The organism is Streptomyces sp. RKAG337, assembly GCF_023701715.1.
Taxonomy (GTDB): domain Bacteria; phylum Actinomycetota; class Actinomycetes; order Streptomycetales; family Streptomycetaceae; genus Actinacidiphila.
On sequence record NZ_JAJOZA010000001.1, the window covers coordinates 7,100,509 to 7,119,484 of the forward strand.

Annotated in this window: 20 protein-coding genes; 6 read left to right on the top strand and 14 right to left on the bottom strand. The window is 71.9% G+C overall.

What is annotated here, in order from left to right; translation table 11 throughout:
- Positions 1–7 precede the first annotated feature (7 nt).
- From LNW73_RS31450 to LNW73_RS31480, 7 genes are all read right to left on the bottom strand, one after another.
- On the bottom strand, positions 8–763 hold the full coding sequence (locus LNW73_RS31450; protein WP_250974290.1) for a lysophospholipid acyltransferase family protein: 756 nt from the start codon (positions 761–763) through the stop codon (positions 8–10).
- A 169-nt stretch (positions 764–932) separates the two neighbouring features.
- Positions 933–1,094: a hypothetical protein gene (locus LNW73_RS31455; protein WP_250974289.1), complete on the bottom strand. Its 162-nt coding sequence runs from the start codon at positions 1,092–1,094 to the stop codon at positions 933–935.
- Positions 1,095–1,176: 82 nt separating this feature from the next.
- Positions 1,177–2,208: a hypothetical protein gene (locus LNW73_RS31460; protein WP_250974288.1), complete on the bottom strand. Its 1,032-nt coding sequence runs from the start codon at positions 2,206–2,208 to the stop codon at positions 1,177–1,179.
- 26 nt (positions 2,209–2,234) lie between these two features.
- Positions 2,235–3,194, bottom strand: a complete 960-nt coding sequence (locus tag LNW73_RS31465) for a cytochrome c oxidase assembly protein (protein WP_250974287.1) — start codon at positions 3,192–3,194, stop codon at positions 2,235–2,237.
- 183 nt (positions 3,195–3,377) lie between these two features.
- Positions 3,378–4,403 carry a 6-phosphofructokinase gene (locus LNW73_RS31470; RefSeq protein WP_138354543.1) on the bottom strand — a complete coding sequence of 342 codons (1,026 nt, stop codon included), beginning with the start codon at positions 4,401–4,403 and terminating at the stop codon, positions 3,378–3,380.
- 128 nt (positions 4,404–4,531) lie between these two features.
- Complete coding sequence (locus tag LNW73_RS31475; RefSeq protein ID WP_250974286.1) at positions 4,532–5,260, bottom strand: type 1 glutamine amidotransferase; 729 nt, start codon at positions 5,258–5,260, stop codon at positions 4,532–4,534.
- A gap of 21 nt (positions 5,261–5,281) precedes the next feature.
- The gene (locus LNW73_RS31480) at positions 5,282–6,520 is read right to left on the bottom strand and encodes a MurT ligase domain-containing protein (protein ID WP_250974285.1); all 1,239 of its coding nucleotides are present in this window, start codon (positions 6,518–6,520) and stop codon (positions 5,282–5,284) included.
- A 180-nt stretch (positions 6,521–6,700) separates the two neighbouring features.
- On the opposite strand from LNW73_RS31480, the gene def reads away from it, so the two are divergent.
- Entirely contained in the window at positions 6,701–7,246 is a 546-nt protein-coding gene (def, locus tag LNW73_RS31485; RefSeq protein ID WP_138354546.1) for a peptide deformylase, read from the top strand.
- A gap of 97 nt (positions 7,247–7,343) precedes the next feature.
- On the opposite strand, the gene LNW73_RS31490 is transcribed toward def, so the two are convergent.
- The gene (locus LNW73_RS31490) at positions 7,344–7,988 is read right to left on the bottom strand and encodes a TetR family transcriptional regulator (RefSeq protein WP_250974284.1); all 645 of its coding nucleotides are present in this window, start codon (positions 7,986–7,988) and stop codon (positions 7,344–7,346) included.
- Between the two features lie 147 nt (positions 7,989–8,135).
- On the opposite strand from LNW73_RS31490, the gene LNW73_RS31495 reads away from it, so the two are divergent.
- Positions 8,136–9,362, top strand: a complete 1,227-nt coding sequence (locus tag LNW73_RS31495) for an acyl-CoA dehydrogenase family protein (protein ID WP_250974283.1) — start codon at positions 8,136–8,138, stop codon at positions 9,360–9,362.
- Between the two features lie 78 nt (positions 9,363–9,440).
- Here the strand turns inward: LNW73_RS31495 and LNW73_RS31500 are convergent, their stop codons facing one another.
- Genes LNW73_RS31500 through LNW73_RS31510 form a run of 3 tightly spaced genes read right to left on the bottom strand, consistent with a single transcriptional unit; the run spans position 9,441 to position 12,353 of the window.
- Positions 9,441–9,989, bottom strand: coding sequence for a flavoprotein (locus tag LNW73_RS31500; RefSeq protein ID WP_250992272.1), 549 nt, complete (start codon positions 9,987–9,989; stop codon positions 9,441–9,443).
- A gap of 53 nt (positions 9,990–10,042) precedes the next feature.
- Entirely contained in the window at positions 10,043–10,231 is a 189-nt protein-coding gene (locus LNW73_RS31505; RefSeq protein WP_250992273.1) for a hypothetical protein, read from the bottom strand.
- Positions 10,232–10,277: 46 nt separating this feature from the next.
- A complete protein-coding gene (locus tag LNW73_RS31510) occupies positions 10,278–12,353 on the bottom strand; it encodes an FUSC family protein (protein ID WP_250992274.1) in 2,076 nt (691 codons plus the stop codon).
- Positions 12,354–12,528: 175 nt separating this feature from the next.
- Here LNW73_RS31510 and LNW73_RS31515 point away from each other — a divergent pair, with 175 nt between their 5' ends.
- Entirely contained in the window at positions 12,529–12,765 is a 237-nt protein-coding gene (locus tag LNW73_RS31515; RefSeq protein ID WP_250992275.1) for a hypothetical protein, read from the top strand.
- Between the two features lie 388 nt (positions 12,766–13,153).
- Entirely contained in the window at positions 13,154–13,738 is a 585-nt protein-coding gene (locus LNW73_RS31520) for a winged helix-turn-helix domain-containing protein (RefSeq protein WP_250974277.1), read from the top strand.
- Here the strand turns inward: LNW73_RS31520 and LNW73_RS31525 are convergent.
- Positions 13,722–14,183 (bottom strand): universal stress protein, encoded by a 462-nt coding sequence (locus tag LNW73_RS31525; protein ID WP_250974276.1) that lies wholly within the window; start codon positions 14,181–14,183, stop codon positions 13,722–13,724. The genes LNW73_RS31520 and LNW73_RS31525 overlap by 17 nt on opposite strands.
- Positions 14,184–14,415: 232 nt before the next feature.
- Here LNW73_RS31525 and LNW73_RS31530 point away from each other — a divergent pair, with 232 nt between their 5' ends.
- Positions 14,416–14,964 carry an SRPBCC family protein gene (locus tag LNW73_RS31530; protein ID WP_250974275.1) on the top strand — a complete coding sequence of 183 codons (549 nt, stop codon included), beginning with the start codon at positions 14,416–14,418 and terminating at the stop codon, positions 14,962–14,964.
- Between the two features lie 337 nt (positions 14,965–15,301).
- Here LNW73_RS31530 and LNW73_RS31535 read toward each other — a convergent pair whose 3' ends face one another.
- Positions 15,302–15,475 carry a hypothetical protein gene (locus LNW73_RS31535; RefSeq protein ID WP_250974274.1) on the bottom strand — a complete coding sequence of 58 codons (174 nt, stop codon included), beginning with the start codon at positions 15,473–15,475 and terminating at the stop codon, positions 15,302–15,304.
- Between the two features lie 473 nt (positions 15,476–15,948).
- Here LNW73_RS31535 and LNW73_RS31540 point away from each other — a divergent pair, with 473 nt between their 5' ends.
- Positions 15,949–17,214: an MFS transporter gene (locus LNW73_RS31540; RefSeq protein WP_250993096.1), complete on the top strand. Its 1,266-nt coding sequence runs from the start codon at positions 15,949–15,951 to the stop codon at positions 17,212–17,214.
- Between the two features lie 16 nt (positions 17,215–17,230).
- Here LNW73_RS31540 and LNW73_RS31545 read toward each other — a convergent pair whose 3' ends face one another.
- A complete protein-coding gene (locus LNW73_RS31545) occupies positions 17,231–18,934 on the bottom strand; it encodes a serine/threonine-protein kinase (RefSeq protein ID WP_250992276.1) in 1,704 nt (567 codons plus the stop codon).
- Between the last annotated feature and the right edge of the window lie 42 nt (positions 18,935–18,976).

An 18,976-nucleotide genomic window follows, 5' to 3' on the forward strand; every position in this document is an offset into this window, starting at 1 on the left:
ACACGCTTTAGAGCGGCGGCCGGGACGGCTGGTCGTCCTGCGGTTCACTCTTTCCCGACGGCCGGCGCAGCCGTGCCGTGACGCCGCGCGCCTGCTCGGCCTTGACCTCGTTCGCGTAGCGGTCGACGTACTCCTGGCCGGACATCGCCAGGATCGCGTACATGATCTCGTCGGTCGCCGACCGCACCACGTACCGCTCCCCCTCCATGCCCTCGAACCGGCTGAACTCCAGCGGCGTGCCGAACCGGATCGTGACCCGGCCCAGCCGGGGGAGCTTGCGGCCGGGCGGCTGCAGTTCGAAGGTGCCCACCATCGCGCACGGGATCACCGGCACCTGAGCCGTGATCGCCATCGCCGCGACCCCGGTGCGCCCCTTGTACAGCCGGCCGTCGTGCGACCGGGTGCCCTCCGGATAGATGCCCAGCAGATGGCCCCGCCGCAGCACCGCGAGACCGGACTTCAGCGCCGCCTCGGAGGCCTTGCCGCCCGCCCGGTCCACCGGGATCTGGCCCACCCCGCGGAAGAACGCGGCGGTCAGCCGGCCCTTGAGCCCGGCGCCGGTGAAGTACTCGGCCTTGGCCAGGAAGGTGATCCGGCGCGGCAGGATCGCCGGCATCAGGAAGTGGTCGGAGAACGACAGGTGGTTGCCCGCGACGATCGCGGCCCCGTCGTCCGGAATGTGCTCCAGCCCCTCGATCCGCGGCCGGAACAGCAGCCGCAGCAACGGCCCAAGGATCACGTATTTGAGCACGTGGTAGAACACGCGGCCCGTTTCCCCCCTCCACGCCGGGGAACGCCCGCACCCCGGTGACCAGGCACAGTAGTGCCGATACGGGCGGCGCGCGAGAGTACCGGTAAGCGCGGTGCCGGAGCACGGGGCCCTTCGGGTGAACCGGGTGGCCGGGAGGTGCGGTCGCGGGGTGGGCCCGTGGTCAGCGGGGCGCCCGGATGGCGAGCACACCAGCGGTGCACAGCCCCAGCAGCACCCAGGCGAACCACAGCCAGGCGTTCGCGCCCAGCACGACCGTGTAGGCGGACACGGCCACCAGGGACGCCACGGTGCACACCGCCATCGTCTTCGCGGGTGTCGGCATGAGGCCCTCCTCCCCGAGCATCCCAGGACGACCCGCCCGGTGGCGGCCCGCTCTCCATGGTGACCGGCCGCCGCCTCCGGCGCTACCAGTCGCCGTCGGTGACCTGGCCGTCGTCCTTGAGTTTCTTCACCTGGCCGGGCTGGACCGGCGCCCACGGCTGCTGGTCGTCGCCCAGCCAGTCGCCCACCGGTTTCACGTCCGCCAGCGGGGCCGCGGCCGCCAGATCGGCGGCGTCCGCGTCGTAGTAGTCGAACCAGGGCAGGCCCGCCGCGTTGTAGGCCGCCCGGTCCACCGGGGACGGCGGCGGCGCCTCGCCGGTGATCTGCCGCCACTGCGGGGCGGTCGCCAGATGGACGAAGACCCGGCCCGACGGGGCCGGCCGCCAGTCGCCCGGCAGCCGCTCGTCGCGGTACACCTCCTGGCGCATCCGGCCGCCCGCGCCCAGGCCCATCGACGGTGCGGCCGGGGCGGCCATGGCCGCCCTCGGCATCGCCGCGCCGTAGCCCGCCATGGGCGGCATCCCCTCGTCCTCCTCGGCCGCGACGCCCCAGGGGCCGCGGGTGGCCACCGCGCGCCGCTCCTGCTCGGCGCGCCAGACCGCGAGCGGCTCGTCCCGCAGCTCGAAGACCTGCAGCTGCACCCCGCCCCAGACCTCCTCGCCGGAGACCTGGCCCTCCACGGTCGCCCCCAGGCCCAGCGGCACCGCCACGAACTGCCGGATCGTGCCGGATCCGGAGTTGATGCCGTCCAGCCAGGGCTGCCGGGGCAGCACCACGTAGTTCTGCGGATCCTGTGACAGCCGGTCGCTCCACGGCTGCCCCGAGACCGCGCACACCTTGCCCACGCCCACCTGGAGCGCGGCCGGCACCGGCGAGGAGAAGCTCAGCCACATCGCCTCGCGCTGGTACACCGGCAGCACCACACCGCCGCGGGTCAGCCACTCGGCGGGCGCCCGGTCCGGATAGTCCGCCACTCTGCGCAGCGGGAAACTGCCGATCCCCGGCGGCAGCGGATGTGTCCCCGTCTCGGGCAGCCGCAACGTGCGCATGAAGCGCACCGTCACTCCGCCCGGCAGCTCCAGCGCTCCGCCCGATATCCGCACCTGGTCCCCCATCTCGCGCCTCCCCTTAGTCAGCTGTGTCAGCCGCGACCGCGAGCATCCAATGATGCCAAATAGGCGTTGTACGCCACCAGCTCCGCGTCCCCGTCACGGTCGGCCGCGCGATCCGACCGCCGCGCCTGCCGCTGATCGGAGGTGTACCACTGGAACAGCAGGGCCACCAGCACGAGGACCGACGGGATCTCGCTGAACGCCCAGGCGATGCCGCCCGCCGCGCTCTGGTCCTGCAATGGATCTACCCCGAGGGACGCCGGGGGATGCAGGAACGTGGTCACCATCGGCTCGGTGCCCATCATCAGGGCGATACCGAAGAACGCGTGGAACGGCATCCCCGCGAACAGCTCCAGCATCCGCATGATGTGGCTGGGGCGGTGCGGCCCCGGATCCACGCCCATGATCGGCCAGAAGAAGACCAGGCCGACGGCGAGGAAGTGGGTCATCATCGCGATGTGTCCCAGCCGGCTGCCCATCAGGAAGTCGAAGATCGGCGAGAAGTACACCGCGTACAGGCTCGCGATGAACAGCGGGATCGTGAACGCGGGATGGGTGACGACCCGCATGTAGCGGCTGTGCAGGAAGACCACCAGCAGCTCACGCGGCCCCTTGCGGCCGCGGCCGTGCGCCGTCGCGGGCAGCGCCCGCAGGGCCAGCGTCACCGGAGCGCCCAGCAGCAGCAGGATGGGGGAGAGCATGCTGACGACCATGTGCTGCACCATGTGCACGCTGAACATGACCATGCCGTAGTCGTTCATCGCGGTGCACATCACCGAGGCCACGGTCAGCACACCCAGCACGAAGGCGACGATCCGGCCGGCCGGCCAGCGATCGCCGCGCCGCCACAGCCGCACCACGCCCCAGCCGTACAGCCCGAGAGCCAGCAGACAGCCCGCCAGGAAGACCGGGTCGCCGCTGAACTCCAGCGCCCGACCGAGGGTGAACGGCGGCAAGTCCATGGGCATGCCGTGCCCGCCGTGGTCCATGGGTCACTCTCTCCTGTTCGTGCCGACTGCCCGCCCGCGCCGTCCGGCATTGTGCCGATTCGACCCGTGCGCCCGCACCAGACTAGAGCCGCCCCCGGCCGGTGATGCGGCCGGGGGCGGCCCCGTACGTCGGAAGCGGGCGTCAGCCCGGCACAGCGTCCGCCGCACGGCGGACGGGACCGGCTACAGGACGCACTCGGCCTCGATGTAGCGCTCGGCCGGCACGGTCTTGAGGTGCTCGACGGCCTCGGCCAGCGGCACCAGCTTGATGTCGGTGCCGCGCAGCGCCGTCATCATGCCGAAGTCACCGTTGTGGACGGCCTCCACCGCGTGCCAGCCGAACCGGGTGGCGAGCACCCGGTCGTAGGCGGTGGGCGTGCCACCACGCTGCACATGGCCCAGGATCACCGGCCGCGCCTCCTTGCCGAGGCGCTGCTCCAGCTCCACCGACAGCTGGGTGGCGACTCCGGTGAACCGCTCGTGGCCGTAGATGTCCTTGGCGCCGGACGAGAACTCCATCGAGCCCTCCCGCGGCTTGGCGCCCTCGGACACCACGACGATCGCGAACTTCTTGCCGGCCGCGAAGCGCTTGCCGACCAGATCGGCGAGCTCGCCGATGTCGAAGGGCCGCTCCGGCACCACGATGGCGTGCGCGCCGGCCGCCATGCCGGAGTGCAGGGCGATCCAGCCGGTGTGCCGGCCCATGACCTCGACGATCAGCACCCGCTGGTGCGATTCGGCGGTGGTCTTGAGACGGTCGAGGGCCTCGGTGGCGACCATGACGGCCGTGTCGAACCCGAAGGTGACGTCCGTCGACGCGATGTCGTTGTCGATCGTCTTGGGCACGCCCACGATCGGCAGACCGGCGTCCGACAGCAGCTTGGCCGCCTTCAGGGTGCCCTCACCGCCGATCGGGATGATCGCGTCCAGACCCAGGTCCCGTACATGGCCCCTGGCCTGCTCCACGCCACCGCGCAAATGCGCGGGCTGCACCCGGGACGAGCCCAGAATCGTTCCGCCGCGGGCCAGGATGCCGCTGACGGCGTCCAGGTCCAGCTTGCGGTAGTCGCACTCCAGCAGGCCCTTCCAGCCGTCGTGGAACCCGATGACCTCATCGCCGTGGTCGACCACGGCGCGGTGCACCACCGACCGGATGACGGCATTGAGTCCGGGGCAGTCTCCGCCGCTCGTCAGCACACCAATACGCATTGCTCTCGCACTCCCGCGATTTCCAAACGGACGGCCGGACCCCGTCGTCCGGATGGAACCCCCGTTACCTTAGCCAGCCGCAGGCGGACGGCGCACAGCCGCCCGCACTGCGGACACCGCTCACCGCCTCAGGCGGGCTGACCCGCCGCCGCGATCCGCTCCGTGCGCAGCGCCTCGAACCACTGGTCGTCGACCGGCGGCAGGGCGTTCACGTCCAGCGCCAGCTTCAGCAGCAGGTCGGCGATCTGCGGATTGCGGGCCATGACCGGGCCGTGCATGTATGTGCCGAAGACCGTGTCGTTGTACGCGCCCTCGGTGCCGTCACCGGTCCCGTTGCCCTTGCCGTACCGGACGGTCGCCAGCGGGCGCGCGCTCGGGCCGACGTGGGTGATGCCCTGGTGGTTCTCGAAACCCGTCAGCGGCGGCAGGCCGAGCCGCGGGTCGATGTCGGCCAGGACGTCGCCGACGCAGCGCTCGCCGTCGCCGCGCACGCTGACGACGTCGAGCAGGCCCAGGCCGGCCTCGGGGCGGCCCAGGTCGTTCACGAACTCATGGCCGAGGATCTGGTAGCCGGCGCACACCGAGAAGACGATCGCGCCGTTGGCGACCGCGCGGTTCAGTCCGCCGTCGCGGCGCAGCCGCTCCGCGGCGAGGCGCTGCGGGCGGTCCTCACCGCCGCCGATCAGGTAGATGTCCCCGGAGGTGGGGATCGGCTGGTCGGACCGGACGTCGATCCGGCTGACATTGAGGCGGCGCTGGCGGGCACGCCGCTCCACGACGAGGGCGTTGCCCTGGTCGCCGTAGGTGCTCAGCAGGTCCGGGTAGACCCACACCAGGCGAAGGCTGGAATCGCTCATGCTTGCTTCTCCTTGTCCGGGTCAGTTGCCGACGCGGCGGCGCAGGTCCTGGAAGGCCGTGTAGTTGGCGATGGTCTCGATCCGTCCGGGGGGCGCCGAGCGCACCGCCTCGTCGACGTCCGCGCAGACGCGGAAGTCCAGTCCCGCGACCTCCAGGCGGACCGCGAGGTCCAGCTTGCGGTCGCCGATGACGTAGATCGGGTGCCCGGCGAGCCGGGTGTAGTCCACGTCCCACAGCCAGGAGGTGTCGGTGCCGTCCGCGCCGCGGGCGTTGACGGACAGGATCACCGGGGTGGGCGGGCCGTCGATGAGGGAGAACGTCTCCAGCCAGCCGGCCGGGTTCTTCGCCAGCAGCAGCCGCAGCTCGCGCTCCAGGTAGGTGACGACGTCGTAGCGTCCGGCCACCGCCTGCACCGCGTACATCCGCTCCAGCGCGACCTTCGGCTCCACCCCGAAGGCGGCCGCGGCCGCGGCGGACACGGCCGCGTTGGACTTGTTGGCCCGGCCCGGCAGTTGCAGGCGGATCGGCCAGGCTGCGCCGTACGGGTCGATGACGTGGTCGCCGGAGAGCGCCCAGGTCGGTGTGGGACGGCGGAAGCCGCAGTCACCGCAGAACCAGTCGTCGGAGGGGCGCTGCAGGACGCCGCCGCACGACGGGCACGACCAGGCGTCGTCCTTCCACTCCTGGCCGGCGGCGACCCACACCACGGTGGGGCAGGAGGAGGCGGCCCAGGTGATCAGCGGGTCGTCGGCGTTGGCGATGACGATGGCGTCCGTGCCGGACAGGCCCTCGCGCCAGTGCTCGGCGAGCATGCGGGTCTCGGCCGCGCGGTCGAGCTGGTCGCGGGAGAGGTTGAGCAGGGCGATGGCCTTGGGGGCGACGTCGCGGGCGACACCGGCCAGGTACTTCTCGTCGACCTCGATCACGCCGTAGCGGGCGTCCGCGCCGCCGGCGAGCGCCGAGGTGATACCGGCCGGCATGTTCGCGCCCAGAGCGTTGGAGACCACCGTGCCGTTGGCCCGCAGCGCCTCCGCGAGCAGCCGGGTCGTCGTCGTCTTGCCGTTGGTGGCGGACACCAGCACGACATCGAGGTGCCCGGCCAGCCGGGCCAGCAGATCGGGGTCGACCCTCAGGGCCACCCGTCCGCCGATCACCGATCCGCTGCCGCGACCCGCCGCACGGGACACCGCCGCAGCCGCCTTGCCCGCCGTCACGGCCAGCTTGGCCCGCGGAGTCAGTGGCTCCGAGTTGCCTGCCATCGTCTAACATCCTCCTCGCGTCCGGCCCCCACACCTGCACAAGCCTCGCGGTGGCCGAGTGTCCGCCCCTCCACGCCGATCCAACACCCGGGAGGCCTCGGTCTCGGAGCAGCCTATCTACATTCGCGCGCGGCCCCCGCACCGTCCGCCCCGTCACGTACAGGCTCTACGCTTGCCGGCATGCGACGCGGCACCATCCCCGGCAGTACCGGCACCATCCGTCCGATGCGTCTGATCGGCGACCCGGTGCTCCATGCGCCGTGCGCCGAGGTCACCGCGTTCGACGCCGAACTGGCCCGGCTCGTCGAGGACATGTTCGCCACCATGTACTCGGCCGACGGCGTCGGGCTGGCCGCCAACCAGATCGGTACAGCCCTGCGGGTGTTCGTCTACGACTGCCCCGACGACGAGGACGTACGGCACCTGGGACACGTCGTCAACCCGCGGTTGGCGGAGGTGGACGGCGTCACCGTCACCGGTTCCGAGGGGTGTCTGTCGCTGCCGGGCATCAACGCGGGCACCACCCGCCACGACCACGCGGTGGTGGAGGGCTTCGACGTCCGCGGTGAGCCGGTGCGGATCGCCGGCACCGGCTTCTTCGCCCGCTGTCTGCAGCACGAGTGCGACCACCTCGACGGCGGCCTGTTCACCGACCGCCTCGGCGGGCTGCGCCGCCGCCGTGCGCTGCGGGCCGCGCGCCGGGCGCCCTGGGCGCGGCAGAACTAGGGCTGCCCGGCGGGGTTGCGGCTTTCAGGTTCTGGTTTCTGGGTTCTGGCGGGGTTCGCCGGATTCCGGGTTCTGGATTCCGGGTCGGTTCCGGGTTCTACAGGCCGGGGCTGCCCGCCCGGTCGCCGGCCGCGGCCAGCCGCCCCCACAGCAGGTCGGCGAGGTGGCTGACCAACTGGTCGCGTGAGACGGGGCGTTCGCTGAGCCACCAGTCGCCCGCCGCGTGCATCATGCCGACGATGCCGTGACCCCAGACCCGTGCCAGCTCCTGGCTCTGCGGGCCCAGGTCGAGCCGCTCGGCGATCACCTCGGCCAGGTCCTCACCCATCCGCCGCAGCAGCGAGGAGGAGTGCCGGCCGCCGTCGAAGCCCTTCTCCCCGTCACCCGGCGCCTCGGCCGGGTGCATCAGGAAGCGGTACACCTGGGGGCGGGTCTCGATCGCGGCGAGATAGGCGTGCAGCGTGGCCTCCACCCGGTCGCGGCGGTCGTTGCCGGAGTCGAGGGCGGCGCGCAGCGAGGCGAGCAGCGCGTCGGTGTGCCGCTGAGCGAGCGCCCGGTACAGGCCGCTCTTGTCGCCGAAGTGACGATAGAGAATCGGCTTGGTGATTCCGGCTTCGGCGGCGATGGCGTTCATGGAAGCTTCGGGTCCGTCCCGCAGTACGACGCGGTCGGCGGCCTCGAGCAGCTCTTTACGCCGTCGCTCCGTCGCCGTCCGCTGGTCCTGCCGCTGGCCGGTGTCCACCAGGTACTCCCTGTCTGTTCGATTTCGTGCACTCTGCGCAACGTAACACCCCGGTCGGGGCGGCCGGGTTCACGGCGGGGAGTTGACAGCCCCTACTCGCGGGTAACAGACTGATGTTACCGCAAGTAACAACCAGGTGGAGGGGACATGGGCGACTTCACGCTCGAGCTCAACGACGACCAGAAGTCCGTGCGCGACTGGATCCACGGCTTCGCGGCCGACGTGATGCGCCCGGCGGCCGCGGAGTGGGACGAGCGCGAAGAGACGCCCTGGCCGGTCATCCAGGAGGCCGCCAAGATCGGTCTCTACTCCCTCGACTTCTACGCCCAGCAGTTCTTCGACCCCACCGGCCTCGGCATCCCCATGGCCATGGAGGAGCTGTTCTGGGGCGACGCGGGCATCGGCCTGTCCATCGTCGGCACCGGACTGGCGGCCGTCGGCGTCCTCGCCAACGGCACCGAGGAGCAGATCGGCACCTGGGTCCCGCAGATGTACGGCGACGTCAACGACGTCAAGGTCGCCGCCTTCTGCTCCTCCGAGCCGGACGCGGGATCCGACGTCTCCGCGATGCGCACCCGCGCGGTCTACGACGAGGCCAAGGACGAATGGGTGCTCAACGGCACCAAGACCTGGGCGACCAACGGCGGCATCGCGGCCGTCCACGTCGTCGTCGCGGTCGTCGACCCCGAGCTCGGCTCCAAGGGCCACGCCTCGTTCATCGTCCCGCCGAACACCCCCGGCCTGTCCCAGGGCCAGAAGTTCAAGAAGCACGGCATCCGCGCGTCCCACACCGCCGAGGTCGTCCTCGAGGACTGCCGCATCCCCGGCGAATGCCTCCTGGGCGGCAAGGAGAAGCTCGACGAGCGCCTCGCCCGCGCCCACGAGCGCGCCAAGACCGGCGGCGAGCGGGTCAAGAACGCCGCGATGGCCACCTTCGAGGCCTCCCGCCCGGCCGTCGGCGCCCAGGCGGTCGGCATCGCCCGCGCCGCCTACGAGGTCGCCCTCGACTACGCGAAGACCCGCGTCCAGTTCGGCCGCCCGATCATCGACAACCAGGGCATCGCCTTCCAGCTCGCCGACATGCGCACCCAGATCGACGCCGCCCGCCTCCTGGTCTGGCGCGCCTCCTGGATGGCCGCGGCCGGCCGGCCCTTCACCTCGGCCGAGGGCTCCATGTCCAAGCTCTACGCCGGCGAGACCGCCAAGACCGTCACCGCCCAGGCCATGCAGATCCTCGGCGGCAACGGCTACACCCGCGAATACCCGGTCGAGCGCATGCACCGCGATGCCGCGATCTACACGATCTTCGAGGGCACGAGCGAGATCCAGCGCCTGGTCATCGCCCGCACCCTGTCCGGCCTGCCGATCCGCTGACGCTGATCCCGTTCCGACAGCCGCGTCCCCTTCGCTCCACGAAGGGGACGCGGCTGTCGTGCCGGCGCGCCCGGTGGGTCATCTGGGGGCCGGGGCGAGGGTTCTTGCGGCTGCCAGGGCCAGGTGCCAGGGGTATTCGGTGGGCTGGTCCTCGTCCGGGAGGTTGGGGACGAAGCCGCCTTCGCCGTACAGGACCGTCACGCCGGCCAGTCGCAACTCGCCCAGGGAGCGCTCGAATTGGGGGTGCTGGACGAAGGCGGAGTTCAGGCAGGGCATGGCCACCGTGGGGATGCCCTTGCCGAGGGCTTCGGCCACGACGCCCACCACGAAGTGGTTGGTGATCCCGAGTGCCCACTGGTTGATGGTGTTGAACGTGGCCGGTGCGAAGAGGATCACGTCGGGCGGGGGCCAGACGTCCGGTTCGCCGGGGAGTTTGTACTGGGAGCGCACCGGGTGGCCGGTCAGGGCGGCGAGGCCGTCGAGGTGGTCGCCGAGCCAGTGGGCCGCGGTGGGGGTGAGACCCAGACACACGTCCCAGCCGGCGGCCTGCGCGTCGTCGATCACCCGGGCTATGTCGAAGACGGGCGGGGCGGCCGAGCCGAACAGGTACAGGGTGCGAGAGTCCATGGCCCCATCACATCCTGGCCGGACGATCATGCGCAACCAGCCCCGGACCGGCCTCAGCTGTGGCGTTCGCCGCCGTCGGACAGCAGGGCCACCGTCCCCGTCACCGCGGCCAGGGCGCCCGCGGCGATGACGGAGGTCGAGCCGACGGTGCCCGTCAGCGCCGGGAGGACGAGTACGACCGCGCTGAGGGAGAGCAGCGCGGACACCGCCGCGAGGACGAGCTTCCAGTTCTGGACGGCCATCCGCCCACCTTACGGACGAACCCACCGCGGGGGAGCCGGATCCGCTTCACGGGGGCGGGGGTTGGGTGCCGGACCGGGAGCGCAGGGCTTCCTCGAACTCGTCGAGGGTCTCCATCTGCAGTTCCGCGCCGCGGCGGACCATGCGTTCCCGGGTGGTGTCGCCCTGCCAGCCGTCGAGGACGGTCCGGACCGCGTCCCAGCGCGGCGGCGCACCGTCGCGGACCGCCTGCGCCGATTCGGCGACGGCCTCGCGGAGTACGCGGGCGAACTCCGCCGCGGACGGTACGGGGTCGGCGTCCCGTCCGGGCAGATGGGCCTCCATCAGCATGCCCACGCGGCCCATCGCGGAGAGGACCGTGTCGGCGTCCTGCGCGGCCCGGCGGGACAGCCCGCGGTGCCGGACGGGTTCGGCGTCGGCGCGTGCGACGGCCTGGTCCCAGGTGGCGCTGGCCGCACGGGCGTCGAGCAGCGCCTCCCGGACCGTCGAGGAGCGCCGTTTGGCCGGATCCGCGAAACCCTCCAGGACAGCGGCTGTGTACCCGGCGGTGGCCTCCAGCCGCTCCGCGAGCCGGTCCCGCAGCCGCGGGGTCTCCCAGGCGGGGAACACGGCGTAGGCCGCCATCGCCAGCACCCCGCCGAGCAGCGTCAGCAGGACGCGTTCGGGAACGGTCTGGGTCCACTCGCTGCCGCCCATGCCCAGCAGCAGCACCGCGTACGCCGAGACGCAGGCCTGCGAGACCATGTAGCCGGTGCGCATCAGCAGATACATCAGGGCGATGGACAGAACGGCGAGGCCCGCGCACAGGTAGACGCCCGGTGACGCCGCCTGCATCACGCCGGTGGCGACGGTCACTCCCAGCAGCGTCCCGACGAACCGGGCCACACCGCGCGCGTAGGTCTGGGAGAAGTCCGGGCGCATCACCATGACCGAGGCCATCGGCGCCCAGTACCCGTGGCCCAGCGGCAGCGCCGTTCCGATCAGATAGCCCGTGGTGGCGACCGTGGACATCCGCACCGCGTGCCGGAACACCGGTGACTGCCAGCGCATCTGCCGGCGCATGGCCCGCGCGGCCAGCGGTACGAGCCGCGGCAGGGTGGGGCGCAGCAGATGGGCGGACTCGGTGGCGTCCGAGGGGCCCGAGCCGTTGGCGCTCTCCACGGCGGCGCCGAGCAGGCTGATCAGCCGGGCGGCGGCCCGGCGGGCCGAACCGGTCAGCTCCGCCTCCGGCTCCGGCACCTCCAGGAAGGCGTTGACCGCCTTCGGCAGTTTCACCGGCCTCGCGTGCCGGATCGCGCGGGCCACCGAGTCCAGCACCGTCGCGGCCGCCGCCAGCAGTTCGCGGGCCCGGTCCCGTTCCGGTCCCTCGGCCGCGGCACCGACCGAGGGATCGGCGAGCGACGCCAGCACCGGCCGGATCCGCTCCGCCAGCGCCCGCTTGCCGTGCAGTTCCTCCGGACGGCGCCGGGCCTCCCACGGGGTCACCGCGGCCGCGCTGCGCGCCGTCATCAGCGGTTCGGGATCGAACGGGGCGTGCGGATCCTGGCGCAGCCGCCGGGCGTAGTCCGCCTCGGCGGCGAACGCGTCCGAGAGGGCGTCCCGTTGCGCTCCCCAGCGGCGGATGGGGAAGAGCACGATGAGCGTGGCCTGCACCAGCCCGCCGAAGGCGATCACCGCGGCATGTCCCAGGGCGTCCATGACGGACGTGGGCAGCGTGACGACGACCAGCATGACGGCGATGGTGAGGGCCGCGACGATGCCGGACGTCGGGCCGAGCGACCACGCCATGCCGGCCAGGAAGGACCAGACGGCCAGCAGCACGACGAAGGCGAGGAGGTGCGAAGCGGCCAGGTACCCCAGGAAGGTGCTGACGGCGAGGGCGGCGCCGGCGGCGAGGGCGAGCACCGGGCGGGAGCGCCAGCTCCGCTGGAAGGTGGCGGTGCCCGCGGCGAAGGCACCGAAGGCGGACGACGCGGCCACGGCGGGGGAGGACAGCCACAGGGCCAGGCCGATCACGATCGCGACCCCGGCCGCACCACGGACGGCCACCAGGGGTTCGAGCCTGGTCCGCTCGACGCGCAACCCGGAGCGGCCGGTCTCCTTCAGCGCGCGCAACCAGGTCATGATCCAGAGGATAGGTGGAAACGCCGGAGAACCGGCTTTCCCTGTCGACGGGGCGGGCGTACGCGTGCGTAGCGTCCCGGCCGTTGGGTAGGCGCGGGCAGCGGCTGCGTCGGTAACGACGACAAACCGACAGAGCAACACAGCAACACAGCGACACGACGTGAAGGAGAAGTCCATGGCCTATCCCGACCCGACCGTCATCCGGGCGAGCGTTCCCCCGGTGCCCGATCCGCAACCGACGCCGCAGCCCCCGGACCCCGCTCAGCCGGACCCGGTCCCGCGCCCGGTGCCGCAGCCCGGCCCGGGTCCGATGCCGCCCGGCCCGCCGCTGCCGTCGCCCGAACCCCTGCCGCGGCCGGAGCCGACACCGCGTCCCGACCCGGTGCCCGACCCGGCTCCGCTGCCCATGTGAGGCCCGGCGAGGCCGTGTGAGGCCGTGTGTGGCCGCCGTGTGACGCGCCCGTAGCGACCCTGTGGCGACTCCGCAGTGATCCCGTAGTGACCGGAATCCACGTTCCGCCGGCATCCCCCTGCCGCGCGGGGCGTGGCTTCTGGTTCAATAGGGCCCATGGCCAGCCTCACTGACATCGCGACAGGTCGCACCGACCTCGAGCCCTTCTGGCCGTCCCGGCAGGGACACCACTTCGACCGAGAGTGTTGCCGCGCGATCACCGCGCGGACCCGCCCTCCCCGCTGACCTGCGGACAATGGCCTCCGGCCGTCGCCGTCAGCAGTACGGAATCCGGTACCGCGCAATACGTCGTCCAGCCAACGACCCTTCGCGCGAAAGAGCCGAACCCATGTCGAACACCCAGTCCCTGAACCTCCCTGCCGTCAGCCTCTCCCAGCAGTCCGCCGGCGGGACCACCACCCCGCTCCGCTCGCGGCTGCGTGCCGTACGCCCCGACGAGGTCCCGCCCGCCCCCGACTTCCTGCCGCCCGGTGCCACGTGGATGCCGGCGCCCGGCCATGTGCTGCCGACCGTTCCCGGTCAGCAGCGGATGGTCGGCTACCTGGTTCTCGTTCCCGCGGAAGTGGGACCGGTCGCGGTGGAGGCGGTGCCCGAACCGGCGCACGATCCCGGCGCCCGGGTACGGATCGACGCCGAGCGCCGTACGGCGGCGGTGGACGGCCGTCCGCTCGACCTGACCTACCTGGAGTTCGAGCTCCTCGCCCACCTCGTCGCCAACCCGCACCGGGTGCACTCCCGCGACCAGCTCGTCACCACGGTCTGGGGCTACGGTCACGTGGGCGACGGCCGTACCGTCGACGTGCATGTGGCGCGGCTGCGCCGCAAGCTCGGCGCCGAGCACCGCGGCAGCATCGTGACCGTCCGCCGGGTGGGATACAAGTACGCACCGGTGGCGGCTACGGCACTACGGTGACCGGCCAGCGTCCGGCCTTGACCAGCCGGATGGCGACCGAACCGACGATGCGGTGGCCGGCGTGCTCGGAGGCGCCGACCACCACCGCGTCGGCCTTGAGTGAGTCCGCCGCGGTGACCAGCCCGTTGTAGGGGTCGCCGCGGAGGGTGTGGAACTCCCAGCGGACGGCGAACATCCCCTGGAGCCGCTCCGCCGACCGGCGGATCTCGGCCATCAGCTCGTCGGCGACCTCGGTGGTGACCTCGGCCACCGGGGCGCCGAGGAGTGCGCCGGTGACGATGACCGGCTGTACATAGACGACGGCGAGCAGGGCGTTCTGCCGCCGCGCCAGGCCGGCGGCGTAGGACACCGCCCGCCACGAGGAATCGGAGCCGTCCGCTCCGGCGACGATGACCTTGGGTCCGTCCGTTCCGCGCTCGAACGGCGCGGGCTCCTTGTCCACCACGTATCGAGGCTAGCCCCCGCCCTCCGGCACCGTTGGGCGCCTCCGCTTTCTTGATCACCCGAATGGCCGTATTGCCACGACACGCGGGCTTTTGGGATGCAGGATTTCGGTGAGGAGCCCCAGAGAGAACCTGCAGTCCTGTGGCTCCCGGGCCGCCGACGTGCCGCCCGCATCTCTGAGCCAACAGCCAAAGCCGGCAGTGCCGGCAACGGGGAGGTTTGCGATGCCGAGGGTGACCACCAGCGTGATCGTGTCGAGGCCGGCCGCCGAGGTCTTCGACTTCCTTGCCGACGCCCGGAATCTTTCGCTGTGGAGTTCGGGTGTCGCCGGGGTCGACGGGGATGCCGTGCCGCCGGGCGCGAACGCCGAGTACGGCTACCGCTATCCCGGACGGCACCGGGCGCACCGGCTGGTGTGCGCGGGCTACGAGCCCTGCCGGCACATCGTGTTCCGGGGCCAGCGCATGTGGAGCCCGCTGGGCACCCAGGTCCCCGAGTACGGCTTCGACCTGCTGCCGCACGGCGGCGGCACGCTGGTGCGGCTCTCGGTGCACAGTTCGCTGGGAGCCGGGATGGCGCTGTTCTCGCCGGTCGTGGCGATGGCCTGGCGGCGGGACCTGCCGGTCGACGCCCGCAAGCTCTGCGAGGCGCTCGGCGGTCTGCACGCCGCGCCCCGCGCGCTGGAGGCCGTACGCACGGCCGAGCCGGCGGTGCCGACCCCCGAGCCGCCGTTCGACTACGCCCCGGCCGCCCGGGTGTTCCAGCCCGGCGTCGGAGCGTAGGTCCCCCGGAGGGGAAGCGGGGGGACTGCGGGCGGCGGAATTGCAGGAAACCAGTGGAGTCGAACATCACTCATTGAGTGTTAAACTAAGTAGGAAAGGTGGCGGGAAACCGCTCCTTTCCCCAAGTTGCCCCGGCCCGGTCCCCCCGTCCTGGCCGGGGCTCCTTTGCGTCCAAGGGGCCCCAACTGTGTCCCGGTCCAAGGGGCCCAGCTGCGTCCCGGGGGCCCAGCGCGCCCGACAACGCAGTGGTGGCGTGGGATGCGCTCCCACGCCACCTGTGACCGCGGCTGTCCGTCTGCCAGGTCGAACTCGTCGATCCGGGGTCGAGCTGGTCGAGCTAGTCGATGCTCCGCAGGATGTGCGACTCGGCCATGTCGTCCTCGTAGCCCGCCAGCTTGATCGGCGCGGACCGGGCCCAGACGTCGAGGTTGCGCACTTCCTTCAGCGGCGGAGGCCATTCACCTAGTCCGGGCGTGGCCTGGTTGCGCTGCTTGGTCTTCTCGGGTGTCACCGCGCACTCCATTCATTTCGAGTGAACCGGATGCGCCGACGCGGCCTACGACCGGGCGTCGGACACCCGGTGGGGCATATGTATCGAGCGGGTGCGGACGCGGTGGCGCCTGGTGCGGAGCCGGAAGGGCGGCCATGGTGGGTGGACGCTTCCCGGGACAGGCTCTGGGCGCTGGTTGCTGCCCCATGAGCCTGTTCGTTCCGCTCAGAGTAAGCCCGCCGAACGGTTCCGACCAGCCGATTTCCTCCCTGGGTCACCCCTAAGAGAACCCCAGTACACATGCGCGCCACTCAAGGGCTCCTCAAGGGTTGCGGGCCCTGGGCACCGGTGAGGTTTCCGACCCCGCCGCGCGGGGGCCGGGAGAGCGGTTGTTACCGTGCCGGGTGCTCCGAAGCAAGCGATCCGACGATTCGGCGGAACCCGGGGAACCCCAGGAGACCGCACCAGGCACGGCCGCCACCCCGCCACCTGCCCTGATACCCCGCCGTACCGCCGGTCGTGTGTTCGCGGACCTGACCCCGCTGCGCGAGTCCCCGCACTTCCGCCGGCTGTGGTTCGGCAACATGGTCTCCTGGATCGGCCAGCAGATGACCGCGATGGCGGTCTCCCTGCAGGTCTACGCGATCACCGGCTCCAGCTTCTCGGTCGGACTGGTGGGCCTCTGCTCCCTGGTCCCGCTGGTCATATTCGGGCTCTACGGCGGCGCCATCGCCGACGCCGTGGACCGCCGCAAACTCGGCCTGGCCAGCGCCCTCGGCGCGACCGTCCTGTCCGGGGTCCTGGCGGGCGCGGCCCTGCTCGACCTGCGACAGGTCTGGCTGCTGTACGCGATCGTCGCCCTGCAGTCCGTCTGCTTCGCCCTGAACTCGCCGGCCCGCTCCTCGATGATCCCGCGCCTGCTCCCGCCGGACCAGCTGCCCGCCGCCAACGCCCTCGCCTCGCTCGCCGGCGGCCTCGGCACGATGGCGGGGCCCATGCTCGGCGGCGTCATCGTCGGCCTGTGGGGCTACCAGGCCGCTTACCTGATCGACGTGGTCACCTTCGCCGCCTCCCTCTACGCCATGTGGCGACTGCCCGCCATGACCCCGGAACGCGACGCGTCGACGGCCGCCGGCACCCGTCGCGGATGGGCCTCGGTGCTGGACGGACTGCGCTTCCTGGCCGGCCGGCCCAACCTGCGGATGACGTTCTTCACCGACATGGCCGCGATGGTGCTCGCCCAGCCGCGCGTACTCTTCCCGGCCATCGCCGTCATCTGGTTCGCGGGCGACGCAAAGACCGTAGGCCTGCTCATCGCCGCCCCGGCCGTCGGAGCGCTGCTCGGCGGCCTCTTCTCCGGCTGGCTCGGCCGCATCCACCGCCAGGGACTCGCGGTCCTGGTCTCGGTCGCCTGCTGGGGCGCGGCCGTCGCCGTCTTCGGCCTCACCCGCAACCTGTGGCTCGGACTCCTCTTCCTCGCACTGGCCGGCTGCGCCGACACCATCTCCATGGTCTTCCGCAACACCATGCTCCAGGCCGCCGCCCCCGACGACATGCGCGGCCGCCTCCAGGGCGTCTTCATCGTCGTCGTCGCGGGCGGCCCCCGCCTGGGCGACTTCCTCGCCGGCTCGGCCGCCGACCTCTTCTCACCGGCCACCGCCATCGTGGGCGGAGGCCTGGCGTGCATCGCGGTCGTCATCACGCTGGCGGCACTACAGCCGAGGTTCGCGCGCTACGACTCACGCAACCCGGTTCCGTAACGCTCGCGCTCGGCGGTCAGCCCACGGGCGGGGGAGTGCAGGTACCCCGCGTGATGGACCGGTAGGCGTTGCTCTGGTTAGCGGCGGCCGGCTTCGTCGAGATCCGCACACCCCACATGCGGTTGCAGTTGAGGCCGTCGAAGGTGTGGGGCCTGCTGAAGGTGAACTCCCCGCTGAAAGTGAATGTCTCCGAGGGCCCGTCCGTCACGGTGGGGTTGCCCTTGGCGTCAGCGTCGTACCACGTCAACGTGATGGTGAAGGATCCGGTGCTGCCCTTGCCGATGGAGAACGAGGCCGTCGCGTTCGACCCACGGATTACCGCGAACGTGTCGACCGAGACGGATGTGACCACTGCTGGCGGCGGCTTCGACGTAGTCGTCGACGACGTCGTCGGAACCGTCGTCGGTGGGTCCGTCGGTGCGGTAGTTGCCGGTGTCGTGGGCGGGGTCGTCAGAGTGGTGGTCGTGCTGTCCGTCGGTGTCGGCGTCGTGGACGTTGACGCTGATGTCGTCGGTGTGAGGCTCGGGCCGACGGTCGCGCCGCCCGGGGGCGTGGTGGCGGGCGGCTCGCCGGTTCCGGTGAGCTGTGTGGTGACGGAGGGCGGGGCCGAGAGGCCGTCGGTGTGGTGCGGGGCCTTGCCGGTGCCGGCGAGGGCGACGACCGTGCCGGCGGTGGCGAGGGCCAGCAGGGCGACGCTGCCGCCCACCAACGCGGCGGCGCGCCCGCGCGGCAGCCGCCGTGGCTTGCCGCCGCCGAACGGCAGGCCCGCGCCGGCGCCCGGAGCGGGCGGGGTCGGCGGTGGGGGTGCGGTGGCGTCGCCGAGGGCGCTCGGCAGCAGGGCGGCGAGCAGCGCGACGATCGCGACGAGCGCCCGGCGTCCGCGGCGCTCCCAGTCCGGGCCGTACGCGGTGGCGGCGGCCGCTTCGAGTTCGGTGAGGAAGGCGGCGGCGCTCACCGGACGTTCGTCGGCGCTCTTGGCGAGCCCGTGCCCGATCAGTGCCCGCAGTTCCTCGGGCGCGCGGTGCTCCGGAATCGGCGCGGTGATGTGCTGGACCGCCAGCTCGGCCATGGTCGCCCCGGTGTACGGGCGCTCACCGGTGAGGCATTCGAAGAACGTCGCCGTCGCCGCGTAGACGTCGGTAGCGGGTGACGCCGGCTCGCCGCGCCACTGCTCGGGTGCCATGTAGGGCGGCGTACCGGCGCTCGGGGCGTCGGCGCCCTGCCGGACGGCGATGCCGAAGTCCACCAGCGTGGAGACGCCGTTGTTCGAGACCATCACGTTGCCGGGCTTGTAGTCGCGGTGCACGACCCCGGCGGCATGGGCCGCGGCCAGACCGAGCAGCGACCCCTTCAGCACCGACAGCGCCGCCTCGGGAACGGCCGCGCCGTTCGTCCGCAGCATCGCCCCCAGCGATACGCCCTCGATGAGCTCCATGACGATCGCCGCGCCTTCGGCGGTCTCCACGTAGTCGTAGACGCGCACCACGTGCGGGGAGTCCAGCTGCCGCAGGAGCTGGGCCTCGTCGCGGAAGCTGCCGAGGAGGCCGGGCCGCGCCCGGCTCTCCTCGTTCAGGTACTTGACCGCGACCTCGGCGCCACTGCGCTCGTCGACCGCGTGCACCACTTTGCCGCTGCCGCCCTCTCCCAGGACACGCAGTGCGCGGTAGCCGGGAAGGGACCACTCGGGTTCTGACCGTCTGGGCTCTCGTGGGTCGGACATCGTCGTGCGCACCTCGTCGAATCGGACGGGCTCCGGCGCGGG

Coding starts and splice junctions, on each gene's coding strand:
- LNW73_RS31465 (WP_250974287.1), bottom strand. CDS start 3,194: ATGGACCACGGCGGGCACGGCATGCCCATGGACTTGCCGCCGTTCACC.
- LNW73_RS31500 (WP_250992272.1), bottom strand. CDS start 9,989: ATGGACTCTCGCACCCTGTACCTGTTCGGCTCGGCCGCCCCGCCCGTC.
- LNW73_RS31545 (WP_250992276.1), bottom strand. CDS start 18,934: ATGTCCGACCCACGAGAGCCCAGACGGTCAGAACCCGAGTGGTCCCTT.
- LNW73_RS31495 (WP_250974283.1), top strand. CDS start 8,136: ATGGGCGACTTCACGCTCGAGCTCAACGACGACCAGAAGTCCGTGCGC.
- LNW73_RS31470 (WP_138354543.1), bottom strand. CDS start 4,403: ATGCGTATTGGTGTGCTGACGAGCGGCGGAGACTGCCCCGGACTCAAT.
- LNW73_RS31510 (WP_250992274.1), bottom strand. CDS start 12,353: ATGACCTGGTTGCGCGCGCTGAAGGAGACCGGCCGCTCCGGGTTGCGC.
- LNW73_RS31515 (WP_250992275.1), top strand. CDS start 12,529: ATGGCCTATCCCGACCCGACCGTCATCCGGGCGAGCGTTCCCCCGGTG.
- LNW73_RS31520 (WP_250974277.1), top strand. CDS start 13,154: ATGTCGAACACCCAGTCCCTGAACCTCCCTGCCGTCAGCCTCTCCCAG.
- LNW73_RS31475 (WP_250974286.1), bottom strand. CDS start 5,260: ATGAGCGATTCCAGCCTTCGCCTGGTGTGGGTCTACCCGGACCTGCTG.
- def (WP_138354546.1), top strand. CDS start 6,701: ATGCGACGCGGCACCATCCCCGGCAGTACCGGCACCATCCGTCCGATG.
- LNW73_RS31480 (WP_250974285.1), bottom strand. CDS start 6,520: ATGGCAGGCAACTCGGAGCCACTGACTCCGCGGGCCAAGCTGGCCGTG.
- LNW73_RS31460 (WP_250974288.1), bottom strand. CDS start 2,208: ATGGGGGACCAGGTGCGGATATCGGGCGGAGCGCTGGAGCTGCCGGGC.
- LNW73_RS31505 (WP_250992273.1), bottom strand. CDS start 10,231: ATGGCCGTCCAGAACTGGAAGCTCGTCCTCGCGGCGGTGTCCGCGCTG.
- LNW73_RS31455 (WP_250974289.1), bottom strand. CDS start 1,094: ATGCCGACACCCGCGAAGACGATGGCGGTGTGCACCGTGGCGTCCCTG.